This window comes from Arthrobacter agilis (assembly GCF_002953615.1).
GTDB lineage: Bacteria > Actinomycetota > Actinomycetes > Actinomycetales > Micrococcaceae > Arthrobacter_D > Arthrobacter_D agilis_B.
Genome location: NZ_CP024915.1, coordinates 2,463,509 through 2,474,841, shown reverse-complemented (window position 1 = coordinate 2,474,841; position 11,333 = coordinate 2,463,509). Strand labels below are relative to the sequence as shown.

General features: G+C 64.6%; 10 protein-coding genes. 5 read left to right on the top strand and 5 right to left on the bottom strand.

Translation table 11 applies throughout. The annotated features are described in order from the left end of the window. Positions 1–707, bottom strand: a 707-nt coding sequence (locus CVO76_RS12080) for a sugar phosphate nucleotidyltransferase (RefSeq protein WP_244185935.1), incomplete at its 3' end; no start/stop codon positions are given. 190 nt (positions 708–897) lie between these two features. Between CVO76_RS12080 and glgA the strand changes: the two genes are divergently transcribed. Further along, positions 898–2,091, top strand: coding sequence for a glycogen synthase (glgA, locus tag CVO76_RS12075; protein WP_208739416.1), 1,194 nt, complete (start codon positions 898–900; stop codon positions 2,089–2,091). Between the two features lie 299 nt (positions 2,092–2,390). Here glgA and CVO76_RS12070 read toward each other — a convergent pair whose 3' ends face one another. Beyond that, positions 2,391–2,750: a hypothetical protein gene (locus tag CVO76_RS12070; RefSeq protein ID WP_133081911.1), complete on the bottom strand. Its 360-nt coding sequence runs from the start codon at positions 2,748–2,750 to the stop codon at positions 2,391–2,393. Between the two features lie 592 nt (positions 2,751–3,342). Between CVO76_RS12070 and CVO76_RS12065 the strand changes: the two genes are divergently transcribed. Beyond that, on the top strand, positions 3,343–3,681 hold the full coding sequence (locus tag CVO76_RS12065) for a hypothetical protein (protein WP_208739415.1): 339 nt from the start codon (positions 3,343–3,345) through the stop codon (positions 3,679–3,681). 261 nt (positions 3,682–3,942) lie between these two features. Beyond that, positions 3,943–6,186 carry a rhamnogalacturonan lyase gene (locus CVO76_RS12060; protein ID WP_432206098.1) on the top strand — a complete coding sequence of 748 codons (2,244 nt, stop codon included), beginning with the start codon at positions 3,943–3,945 and terminating at the stop codon, positions 6,184–6,186. A gap of 416 nt (positions 6,187–6,602) precedes the next feature. Here the strand turns inward: CVO76_RS12060 and CVO76_RS12055 are convergent, their stop codons facing one another. Further along, entirely contained in the window at positions 6,603–7,082 is a 480-nt protein-coding gene (locus tag CVO76_RS12055; RefSeq protein ID WP_133081913.1) for a hypothetical protein, read from the bottom strand. 708 nt (positions 7,083–7,790) lie between these two features. Between CVO76_RS12055 and CVO76_RS12050 the strand changes: the two genes are divergently transcribed. Both CVO76_RS12050 and CVO76_RS12045 read left to right on the top strand, forming a co-directional pair. After that, positions 7,791–8,168: a DUF1304 domain-containing protein gene (locus CVO76_RS12050; RefSeq protein ID WP_347876207.1), complete on the top strand. Its 378-nt coding sequence runs from the start codon at positions 7,791–7,793 to the stop codon at positions 8,166–8,168. A gap of 330 nt (positions 8,169–8,498) precedes the next feature. Further along, entirely contained in the window at positions 8,499–8,951 is a 453-nt protein-coding gene (locus CVO76_RS12045; protein ID WP_208739413.1) for a VOC family protein, read from the top strand. Between the two features lie 548 nt (positions 8,952–9,499). Here the strand turns inward: CVO76_RS12045 and CVO76_RS12040 are convergent. Both CVO76_RS12040 and CVO76_RS12035 read right to left on the bottom strand, forming a co-directional pair. Then, on the bottom strand, positions 9,500–10,084 hold the full coding sequence (locus CVO76_RS12040) for a Pr6Pr family membrane protein (protein ID WP_208739412.1): 585 nt from the start codon (positions 10,082–10,084) through the stop codon (positions 9,500–9,502). A 492-nt stretch (positions 10,085–10,576) separates the two neighbouring features. After that, entirely contained in the window at positions 10,577–11,209 is a 633-nt protein-coding gene (locus CVO76_RS12035) for a dihydrofolate reductase family protein (RefSeq protein ID WP_208739411.1), read from the bottom strand. Between the last annotated feature and the right edge of the window lie 124 nt (positions 11,210–11,333).

Here is an 11,333-nt window from a genome sequence, read left to right as displayed (position 1 = left end):
TCGGTGGCGCCCGGGATGTCGTTCGTCGTGAAGTCGTACACCGCGGCGTCGTTGCGCTCCACGAAGTAGGGGATGATGTCCCCGCCCATGTCGTGTTTGGTGTCGAGCCGTGCGGCGTCGTCCTCGAGGGCCTTGACGAGCGCATCAGTGGTGAAGACGTAGTTGCCCATCGACGCGAGGAAGCTGTTCGGATCGTCCGGCAAGCCCGGCGTCGTCGTCGGCTTCTCGACGAACGCCGCGATGCGACCGGGGTCGTGCTGGTCGACCTCGATGACGCCGAACTGGTCCACGAGGTTCATCGGCTGTCGCACGGCCGCGACGCTCACGGAAGCGCCGCTCTTCACATGGGCGTCGACCATCTGCTGGAAGTCCATGCGGTACACGTGGTCCGCGCCGATCACGACGACGATGTCCGGCTGGGCGTCGTGGATGAGGTTCAGGGACTGGTAGATGGCATTGGCGCTGCCGAGGAACCAGCTCTTGCCGCGTCGCTGCTGCGCGGGGACGGACGCGATGTAGTTCTGCAGCTGCGTGGACATCCGCCAGGTCTCGGAGATGTGCCGGTCGAGGCTGTGCGACTTGTACTGCGTCAGCACCACGATCTGGAGGTATCCCGAGTTGACCAGGTTGGACAGCGCGAAGTCTATGAGCCGGTAGCTCCCCGCGAACGGCACGGCGGGCTTGGCCCTGTCCGCCGTCAATGGCATCAGCCGCTTGCCTTCTCCGCCTGCCAACACCACGGCAAGTACTTTCTTCGGTGCCACTATCGACCCCCCGCTCTTCCTTGAGTGATCTGCCGTCCCGATCCGGACCGATCCGGCGTAGGTCCCACATCCCGGAACCCTTCCGGTCCACTTCACACTAGAGGACTCCGACGCACTGCACTACGTTGAGATAGTGCGAGTAGACATTGTGACCAAGGAGTTCCCGCCCGAGATCTATGGTGGCGCGGGGGTGCACGTAGCCGAACTGAGCCGGGTCCTGGCGCCGCAGGTCGACCTCCGGGTCCACGCCTTCGGTGCGCCCCGGCCGGAGGACTACCACGGAGCATCCGTCCTGTCCTACGGCGTCCCGGAGGGGCTCGCCGGAGCGAACGCCGCCGTGCAGACCCTCGGCACCGACCTCCAGATGCTCGACGCCATCGGAGGCGCCGACCTCGTGCACTCGCACACCTGGTACGCCAATATGGCCGGTCACCTCGCGTCCCTGCTGCACGGCATCCCGCACGTCCTGAGCGCGCACAGCCTCGAGCCGCTGCGCCCCTGGAAGGCCGAGCAGCTCGGCGGCGGCTATGCCCTCTCGTCCTGGGTGGAGAAGACCTCCTACGAGGCGGCCGCGGCCGTCATCGCCGTGTCCGCCGGAATGCGGGCCGACATCCTCCGCAGCTATCCCGACGTCGACCCCGGCAAGGTGCACGTGGTCCACAACGGGATCGACGTCGCCCAGTGGGCGCGGGACGAGGACGACGACGCGCTGCGCGCCCACGGGATCGACCCGGACCGGCCGAGCGTGGTCTTCGTGGGCCGCAACACGCGGCAGAAGGGTGTACCGTACCTCCTCCGCGCGGCCGCTCAGTTGCCGGCCGACGTGCAGCTGGTCCTCTGCCTGGGCGCCGCGGACACGCCGGAACTGGCGGCCGAGACCGAGGTGCTCATCACCGAACTGCGGGAGCGGCGCGGGTCCGTGGTGCTGATCGAGAAGATGCTGCCGCGCCGCGAGGTCGTCCAGATTCTCAGCCACGCCACCGTCTTCGCGTGCCCGTCCATCTACGAGCCCCTCGGCATCGTCAATCTCGAGGCGATGGCGTGCGGCGCCGCCGTCGTCGCGTCCGCCACGGGCGGCATCCCCGAGGTGATCGACGACGGCGTCACCGGCACCCTGGTGCCCATCGAGCAGGTGCAGGACGGCACGGGCACGCCGCTCGATCCGCAGCGGTTCGTCGACGACTTCGCGGCGGCACTGAACGCGCTCGTCGGTGACCCGGCGAAGGCGTCCGCGATGGGCGCCGCGGGACGGGAACGCGCGGAGCGGCACTTCGACTGGGGCTCCATCGCCGAGACGACGCTCGGGGTGTACCGCAGCGTCCTCTGATGCCCTAGCGCGGTCCCTTCTCGGGGCCGCGCTGCGGGCCGCACTGTGGGCAGGACCCTCGGGCAGGACCCGCGGGCAGTCGGAAGTCCTGCCCAGGGTGCACGGTAGGTCGAGTACGACGGACACCCCGGACAGGACTCCACTACACAGCGTAGAACACGGCACTGACACCGTGAGTGACGAGTGGACTGACAGGCCGGGCTGATGCCCGGATCCCGACCCGGCGAAGCCTGCCGCGCAACGAGCGGCCAGGCGCTCCATCGGTGATCAGGAGGGCTGTCGACGCAGGACCCGAGACCCTAGTGGTCGCTGTCCCGGTCTTCGGCTGGTTCTTCGACGTGGTGGATGGATTTCTCCTGGAGGAACTGGCAGAGCGAGGCCGCGAGGAGGAGCTCGGCGGCAAGCCCATGGAGTTGGGCTGCGCTCAACGTCGTTTCAGCGTTCCGCATCCCGATGGTGACCGACCAGGTCGGGTCTCCGAGGGCGACGGGCTGCATATAGATCTCCGTGCCGTCGTCGCGCAGGGGGACGGTGACCAGGCCGGTGTCCGCGCCATCGAATCCCTCCTGCACGAGGACAGTGATCAGGGCGCCACCCTCGCGGGTGGTACGGAACTCCTCGACCCAGGATTCGAGGGTCTGCTTGCTTCGAAAGGGCATGAACACTTCCTGTTCTGACGGGGGTCAGCGCTGTGCAGGGACGCAGACCAGGACGAATACGCGGGCATACGGTGTGTCCGCCGGAGGGGCTCTCGACCTCGCCGTCGAGAACAGCACTCACGGTGCGCGGCATGTAGCGTACTTTCTCATTCTTCACTGATCGGTGACGCTGTTGCACGCCAGTTCGCTGACGGACGAGAGGAAGCGGCGCAACGTGTCTCACCCGTTGTGCTTCCCAGGAGTGTCGCCGGCGACGAATATCAGCCGCGAATCATGGCGACGCGGATCGAGATCCACGGCGCCGCGAACGGCCGGCTCAGTAGCCGCACCCTGTTCCAGATCATCCGAGCTCGGGTGGTCTCGCCGAAGCACCATTGCTTCTGGCACGCATCGTTCGTCGTCCCGGCCGCGGGGTCGCGGGTTACGGACTCGACCAGTGAGGTCTATCCTGCCGTGCAGGATCAGTTGTCCCCAGGTACGACGATGGTTTCGCCGGCCAGGTGAAGGGGCGCAGGTGGCCGTTCGGGCCCTACTCCCGCTGTGCCCGAGTGAAGGATTTCCCGACACGACGCTTTCTTGAGGAGTCACGCCGATGAGGAGACCGCCGTATGCAGGTCCGAACAACACCGACGACTTCGACAACCTCAGCCCCGACGAGGCCCTCAGAGCCTTCACCTCGTACCGGCTGCTGGGGGACTGTTTCGAGCAAGCGAGCGACGACGACCTGGCGTTGCATGGCCGGCTCATCCAGGACTGGAAGTCCCTGTTGAAAGACCGTCAGGAACAGGCGCAGCGAGCCGAGAGGGAGCTGGCAGCGGCCGTCCGGCTGGCACGCAATGAAGGCGCGAGTTGGAATGACATCGCCCGCACCCTGCAGCTGCCGCTCGAGGAGACGCGCGCCCACTTCGACTGGCCCTACGGAGAGTTCTGAAGTGATCGGTGGTGCGACATCCGGCTACTGGAACGCTGGATGCACGGTGGACCGCTCCCGTCCGAGCAGCCCACGCCGCTGCGATGCCTCACTCTGCAGTGAACAGCGGTTCGGCCCGTGATGTCCTCAGGGGCGATGCACGATCCGGCTTGTTGCTCTTGACAACCGTCGGGCCGCGAACGGACGATGAAGTCGTTAAGGAAAGCGGTTTCCCAACTGGGGAAGCTCTGGGCTTTCTTCTGTACCAGGACATCAAGGGAGATGGTTATGGTTTCATTCGTCCACCCACGAAGATCACGACGAGCACTGGGAGCGGCGGCAGTGGCCGCCGTTGCTGCTGCAACGCTGGTGAGCATGCCTGCATCAGCTGCGCCGGAGGACACGCCGGTCCGGCAGATGGAATACCTCGATCGGGCCCCGGTCGCCGTGACGACCGAAGGGGGAGTCTATGTCGGCTGGCGGATGCTCGGCCTCGACCCTGAATCGATCGGGTTTCACGTCTACCGCGACGGCGTGCGCATCACTGAAGACCCGATCACCAGGAGCACGAACATGCTCGACGCGGCAGGGACCAGTACCTCTGTCTACCGCGTGACCGCGCTGATCGACCAGCGCGAAGTGACGGTCACCGATGAGTTCAGCCCGTGGGGGGATCAGTCCCTGGACATCCCGCTCCAGCGCCCGGCAGGAGGAACGACTCCGACAGGGGAGACCTACGAGTACGAAGCCAACGACGCATCGGTCGGAGACCTCGACGGCGACGGCGAGTACGAGATCATCCTCAAGTGGAACCCGACGAACGCGAAGGACAACTCGCGCTCCGGTTACACCGGCAACGTCTACCTGGACGCCTACACGCTCGACGGCACGCGGCTGTGGCAGATCGACCTCGGCCGCAACATCCGTGCCGGAGCGCACTACACCCAGTTCCAGGTCTTCGACTACGACGGTGACGGTCGAGCCGAAGTCGCGATGAAGACCGCCGACGCCACAGTCGATGGTGCCGGCATCGTCATCGGCGACGCCGCGGCGGACCACCGCAACACGAGCGGCCGCATCCTCGCCGGGCCGGAATATCTGACCGTCTTCGAGGGCACTACTGGTGCGGCCCTCGACAGCATCGACTACGTACCGGCGCGCGGAGAGCTGGCCTCCTGGGGTGACACCAGCGGGAACCGGATGGACCGCTTCCTGGCGGGCACGGCCTACCTCGACGGTGAGACCCCGAGCATGATCTTCAGCCGCGGGTACTACGCCAGGACCTCCATCGCCGCGTTCGACTTCGTCGACGGCAGGATCCAGGAGCGCTGGTCATTCGATTCGACCACTGCCGGCAGCCAGTACGCGGGCCAGGGCAACCACAATCTCTCCATCGCAGACGTCGACGCCGACGGCGCCGACGAGATCGTCTTCGGATCCATGACGATCGACAGCGACGGCACCCCGCTGTACACCACCGGCCTCGGCCACGGCGACGCGATGCACGTCACGGACCACATCCCCTCCCGTGACGGGCTCGAGGTCTACTCGGTGCACGAGAGCATGACGAGCAGCGGACAGCGTGCGGCAACGATGCGTGATGCCGCAACCGGCGAGATCCTCTGGTCCATCCCCGGTACCCGTGACACCGGTCGCGGAGCTGCAGGCGACATCGACCCGACCCATGAGGGCAACGAGGCGTGGGCGATCGGAGGGGCCTACAAGTTCTACTCCAAGGTCGGGTCACTCCGCGCAGCCGACGGCACGGACCTCGGCACGAGCATCCCCGCGGCGAATTTCCTCACCTGGTGGGACGGGGACCTGCTGCGTGAGATCACCGACCACGACTACACCGACCCGCTCGAGCTCGCCACCGGTGCGACCCCGACCATCTCGAAGTGGGACTGGGAGTCGACGACAGAAGAACGGCTCCTCACCCTCGACGGCACACTCACCGGTAACGGCACCAAGGGGAACCCGGCCCTGCAGGCCGACCTGTTCGGTGATTGGCGCGAAGAACTCGTCTACCGCAGTACTGATCACTCATCGCTGAAGATCTTCACCACCACCGATGTCACCGAGCACCGCATCCGCACCCTGATGCACGATCCTGTGTACCGGCTCGGCGTGGCATGGCAGAACACCGCCTACAACCAGCCCCCTCACACGAGCTTCTTCCTGGGCGAGGGGATGACGACGCCTCCCGTTCCGAGCATCGCCTACGTGAATGCTCCGGTGCCCGACGAGACAGCACCAGTCGTCACAGGGCTCAAGGACACGAAGGTCGGTGCCAGGCGCGGACTCACGCTCGACATCCGAGCAGACGACGCCGAGTCGGGCGTCCGCTCACTCACCGTCACCTTCGACGGGCAGGAGATCACCGGAGTCGACGGCCGATACGAACTGCCCATCGAAGGGCTCAAAGGCAGCTTCGAGCTCAACGCCACCGCGGTCAACCACGCGGGTATCGAAACCACCGCAACGGCTGCGATCACCATACGACCGGGCAACGGAAAGGCCCAGTAGCTTCTCAAGGAGAAGCCAACGGGTCAGCGCGGATATGGGCGGTGGGGAAGTGCTCCCCACCGCCCATACTGCTGCAAGCCGATGAGGCGGGTACTTGGGACGAAGGACCCCCTTCGATTCCGGGGAATGATTGCACGGCGCTCGAGCCGTTCGAGTGTCTCGTGATGCTTCAGGTCGACGAGACGTCTGATGGAGAAATGATGCGTTCCACGGTGTCGGCTAGCTCCCGAAGTGCCCGTCGATGTGCGTCGAGAGCCGCGTCTCCGGGCTGGGTCAGTGACCGCCACATCACCCGAGGCGTAGTTCTCGCCGGGGGTGTTGTGACGGCTGCGCTGCCCCACCACCGACACCTAACGCCATGCTGTGCTTCGCCCTGCATGCGGCAGAAAGACCGAGTGCCGTGGAAGTGCCGCGGTTCAGGCTACTCGTGGCTTCCGTGGGCGGAACGGGTCCAGGTCCACGGTAAGACTCAGGGCATGGGGGACAGGGTCAGCGCATACGAGATCGTGCATCATGGCCAGCCACCGCAGGGCGCTGGCTTCCTCGGTGAAGTACTCGCCCGGATACACGGCCCGCAGATAGGGAGCGGCGAGAACCTCATCCATGGCACCCTGGCCGAACAGCGCTGCAGCAAGAACGTTGCGGGACGAGGACAGGACACGGCGGGCACCAGCACTTACACCCATGATGTTGGCGACCGTCAGGAGGACGACGTACTGCCGGTTGTCCGTCAGCTCGAAGCATCGCCGCAGGATCATCAGAGCATCTACCTCGGAGATGACGACGTTCGTCCTGGCGCGCACGGAGACAGCGCAACGCTCGAAGCGGACGACGTCGAATCGGTCGTCGAACGTGTAGGCCTTGATCACTGGGTCTTCCTCACTGGATGATGGCATGGTGCTGCCTTCGCAGCGTCGGCACACCAACTCAACACATCAGCATTGGGAGACCAGTCGGAGATCCGATCGTCATTTTACTAGGAAGCGCCGTCCCTACTGAGCGTCGACAGCCGGGGTAGCGAACGCTCGGACGCGATCCGGCGACTCCCACCAGGCGGCGGAAGTCGAGATCGGAGCTACCGGAGGGACCAGCCGCCGGAATCGGAGCCGAACTCCCATCAAGGGTCCTCACTCATCAGATTCCTCCGCCGGCGGCTCGGCGAGCATTCCCTCCAACTACCGGTTCCTCCGCGTCATCCTCCGACTGGCGTTGCCTTCGCTTTCCATATGCCACGTGTCGGCGGGAAATGCTCGAGATCCAGAGTCGGTGACTCCGCTGTATTGCTGGCTACCTGCGGTCGCGGGCCATACCTGCTTCGGTGGTGCGTGCGTCTGTGGTGGCTCTGCGGGGTGGTGCTGCCTCGATGAGGTCGAGGTCTGCCGTGCCGAACCTAGGGATTCCCGGCGCTGGCCGGATGCACCGACAGGGCATCGCCTATCGAACGCGTCGTGATGGTATCCGGCCGGATAGGCTGTGGGCACGACTGCGTGGAGTCGCTGGCTGCTCGGGCTCGACCGTATTCGGCGTGTAGTGGCTCGGTAGAGTCGTCTCGTTCGCGCCGCGTAGGACCGTGCACGTCTACCGGAAAGCTCACCATGACACTGATGGCATTGATCCTGACCGCCTTGGCTGCCGTACTGCACCTCTACATCTTCTGGATGGAGTCCCTCGCGTGGGAAGGTCCTCAGGCGCGTCGCACGTTCGGGCCGGCCAGTGATGCCGAGGTCAAGGTCACGAAGAGTTTCGCGTTCAACCAGGGTTTCTACAATCTCTTCCTCGCCCTCATTGCTCTGGTGGGCATCGTCGTGTTCGTTGCGGCTGACGCCGGTGTCGGCGCGGCATTGATATTCGCCGGGGTCGGGTCGATGGCTTCCGCAGCGTTGGTCTTGTTCGTCTCAAGTCCGACCAAGAGGAGCGCAGCTATCAAGCAAGGCGTTCTCCCCGTCTTCGCAATCGTTGCGACCCTGATCGCCGTCAGCTAGCTCATCGGGTAGCGAAGCAACGGCCCTGTCGTTGTTCGGCGACATACGGGGCTAGGCGTTCGAGAAGGGCGTCGAGAGGAGTTCCCCAGACAGAGGGAGCCCCGTGATTCCGGGGAAGAGGTGGCACGGCAATCGACCCGTTCGATTGTCGTGTGAAGCTTCAGGGTTACGGGACGTACCTCCGCGGCCGGGTGGCAGCTGGGAACCACGTGCCCCGGCCGAACCGCAACGCTGCTCCCAGTCGCTTGACAATGTCGGCCGCCCCTCACCATCATGCAGTGACGATCGGCGGCGACGGGCCGCCGGCGTCCCGAGAGAAGGATCGTCTCCATGCCCACCACGATCTTCATCAACCTGGCCGTCAGTGATCTCGCGCGATCCCGGACGTTCTTCGAAGCGCTCGGGTACTCCATCAACGAGGGCTTCAGCCACGAGAATGCCGTGAGCGTGGTGATCAGCGACACGATCACCACGATGCTGCTCACGCGGGAGTTCTTCGCCGAGTTCACCAGCAAGTCGATCATCGACGCCACCACCTCGACCGAGGTGCAGCTCGCCCTCAGCGCTGAGAGCAAAGAGGAGGTCGACGACGTTCACGCAAAGGCCCTCGCAGCGGGCGCGACGCCCGCCGGCGAGCAAGACCACGGCTTCATGTACTCCAAGAGCTTCGACGACCCCGACGGCCACCACTGGGACTTCGTGTGGATGGACCCGGAGGCGGCAGCAGGCGGCGCACCGGAGCTGAGCCTCGAGGAGATGCGGGAGAACACGACGCACAGCTGAGCCACGCCCCGGTCGACTGACGCCTTCGAACGACGGCCCCGGGCCGTAAGGAAGCCACGGGACGCGCACGGCCGCCGATTCTCCTCTGGGCCAGCAGGCCGTTGGGAACTAGAGGTTCCCGCTCGGCAGTCCGGTGGCAGGCATTCATGGCCCGGGAGGGCATTGCTCCGGTGGTGGCGAGGTGTTCGGCCACGTCGATGAGTTTCGTGTTGGTGTAGAAGCCGGCTTGTGAGCATGACGAACGCGTTCTGAGCGGTGATGCCGTATCGCTCCATGTGCGATGCATTTGGCGTGGCCGACGACATCGCGGGAGCACATGGCGTCGCCGTTGGTTGCTGCTGGGACGAGCTACAACTTCGGATTGACGGACTGTGTGTCTCGACATGGGCGGCGTTCCTCGAAGTCGAGAAGCGAAGGCCCGGATGCAAGTGGAACGAAGTAGCACGTGAGCGGCACGGACCACGGACATCACCGTGGTCCGTCTGTATTTCGGGGCTCCGGTCGGTTCTGGTGGGCTGGGAGCGGCGGCTCTTGTCCACGCGCGGGACCTACCGCGTGGAGTTGGAGCGGTTCGCCCAGGGCAGGCGTATCCTGCTGATCCCGATGACGAGGGCGCCGAACGCGGCGAACGCGACGGCAATGACGACGACGTAGAGGGCGACGGATCCATAACCGGTAGCAGGGTCCAGGAACGGGTAGGGCACCCAGCCGTCGGTGGCACCACGAACGAGGACGACCGCGCACCATGTCAGTGGATAGACAAGGGTCAGCCCGATAGTTGTGAAGGGCAGGGGGTGTCGGTCAGTGGCGAGGAGCCAGTCGAGGAACGCGTAGATGGGGAACGCGACGTGCAGGACCCAATTCGCCCAGGCCAGATCGACTCCGCCAGCAAGACCTGCCAGCAGCAGGTTGTAGACGACGCCGACGACGACCATGAAGGTGGTCACCGCAGCCCGTACGGGCACAAGCCACACCGGAGCCGGTCGTCGGCCGAGTTCCAGGACCGCGGCGATCAGAAGAACCAGTGCAGTCATGATGTTGCTCTGCATGGTGAAGAACCCGAAGAAGTTGAACGGATTGATCGTTGTCCTCGACGCGGTATCGAGGAACGTCGCAACCACTGCCGTGCCCACAGCGGAAGCAGCAATCAATCGAGCCACAGGGCGCACCAAGCGGAACTCCGACCGCGAGTCCTGGGACGAACTGGTCGAGCGAGTGACCGGCGCGCTCACGAAGTATGCCCCTGCGCAATCCGAACTCTGTTCCTGCCACGCTCACTGCTCATGCTGAACCTTCCGATCGAGGTACGTCTATTCGTCGTCCTATGGCAGTACCTGTGTGCTCTCTCCAGTCTGATTGAAGCTGGCCACCCACACGTGCAGAACCATGGCCTCGTCAGAACTGAGTTCGATTCCCACTGACGTCACTCGTACCCTCACCGCTCACATCGACCTCCGGTTCGTGCCGGTTCCTTCATACACTGCAGCAAGGTTCGCTCCCGCACCACAGTCGCTCCTGGCCGTACAGCGAGACTCCATCGGGGCAGTGGCGATCCCTACCGAGCAAGTGATCTCGAAAAGCCCCGTCTCGAGCGTGCCGACTACTCTGACCTCTCCGATCGGAGCTTATCGGTCGCCGCTTTCGGCCTCATCACTCCCGCTGGATACGGGTGTAACGGAGTACTGGGCGATGATGACACCGGTAGTGGTGGTGACGGACCGTTGCAGCGTCAGATTTGCCCGGTCTGCAGCTCCGAACAGGGCAGTCCCCTGACCCAGCACGATGGGGTGAATCTGCAGAATGTATTCGTCGACCATGCCGGCTGTGTGCAGGGCGCGAACAAGCTCGCCGCTCCCGAGGATTGTGATGTTCCCGTCCGTTCGATCCTTCAGGTCGCGGACGGTGTGTGTTGCCTCACCGGTGAGCAGCGTCGAGTTTGGGTGGTCGAGCTTCATGGTGGACGGGTTTGGTGCGCGGGAGACTACGTACTTCTGTACCTGCGTCAGATACTGAGTGAAGGGGTTCGGGTCCGTCGCTGCCGTCCAGTAGCCGAGCATGTCCTCGTAGGTCCGGCGGCCGAACAGCATCACCCCCTCACCGGTCATCCTTTCACCCATGAAAGTCATCGACACCTCGTCCTGATAGCCGGCCCCCCATCCGCCGCGCGCGAACCCGCTGCGGGTGTCCTCGTCAACCCGGCCAAGGCCCTGCATGATTCCGTCGAGGGTCACACTCTCCGTCACACTGATCCGTCCCATAATCCGATCTCCTCCCAGATCTTCTTTCCTCATCTACTCAGACGGAACAGCTCCACGAATGTCATCGGCCTGGATCATCAGAGGCGGTGATCCATAGCAATCGTTGCCTATTTCTTCGGGTTTA

Coding starts and splice junctions, on each gene's coding strand:
- CVO76_RS12070 (WP_133081911.1), bottom strand. CDS start 2,750: ATGCCCTTTCGAAGCAAGCAGACCCTCGAATCCTGGGTCGAGGAGTTC.
- CVO76_RS12065 (WP_208739415.1), top strand. CDS start 3,343: ATGAGGAGACCGCCGTATGCAGGTCCGAACAACACCGACGACTTCGAC.
- CVO76_RS12060 (WP_432206098.1), top strand. CDS start 3,943: ATGGTTATGGTTTCATTCGTCCACCCACGAAGATCACGACGAGCACTG.
- CVO76_RS12055 (WP_133081913.1), bottom strand. CDS start 7,082: ATGCCATCATCCAGTGAGGAAGACCCAGTGATCAAGGCCTACACGTTC.
- CVO76_RS12050 (WP_347876207.1), top strand. CDS start 7,791: ATGGCATTGATCCTGACCGCCTTGGCTGCCGTACTGCACCTCTACATC.
- CVO76_RS12045 (WP_208739413.1), top strand. CDS start 8,499: ATGCCCACCACGATCTTCATCAACCTGGCCGTCAGTGATCTCGCGCGA.
- CVO76_RS12035 (WP_208739411.1), bottom strand. CDS start 11,209: ATGGGACGGATCAGTGTGACGGAGAGTGTGACCCTCGACGGAATCATG.